This window comes from Stenotrophomonas sp. SrG, assembly GCF_050031795.1.
Taxonomy (GTDB): domain Bacteria; phylum Pseudomonadota; class Gammaproteobacteria; order Xanthomonadales; family Xanthomonadaceae; genus Stenotrophomonas; species Stenotrophomonas rhizophila_A.
Genome location: NZ_JBNBBE010000120.1, coordinates 1 through 295, shown reverse-complemented (window position 1 = coordinate 295; position 295 = coordinate 1). Strand labels below are relative to the sequence as shown.

Below are 295 nucleotides of genomic sequence, written 5' to 3'. Positions count from 1 at the left end.
GGTGGGTGGGCATCAGGTGCGCGGTCTTGGCGTACCAGTAGTTGGACACCTGGCAGAGCATTTCGCCCTTGCCGGGAATCGGATCGGGAAGCACCACGTCGAAGGCCGACAGTCGGTCGGTCGCGACCATCAGCAGGTAGTCCCCCGGCGGCGTGCCGGCGGGCAGCCGTTCGCGCGGAATGTCGAACACATCACGCACCTTGCCGCGATGGCGCAAGGGCAGGCCGGGGAGATCGGATGGCCACCACGGGGTCGGCACGGGCCCTCGTGGGGCTTCGTCGCGACGGCTGGCCAG

Annotated in this window: 1 protein-coding gene; it reads right to left on the bottom strand. The window is 69.2% G+C overall.

Translation table 11 applies throughout. From position 1 onward, the window contains the following. On the bottom strand, window positions 1-259 hold a 259-nt coding region (locus ACQG3P_RS19215), incomplete at its 3' end, for a phosphoribosylaminoimidazolesuccinocarboxamide synthase (RefSeq protein ID WP_426805930.1). Window positions 260-295 lie beyond the last annotated feature (36 nt).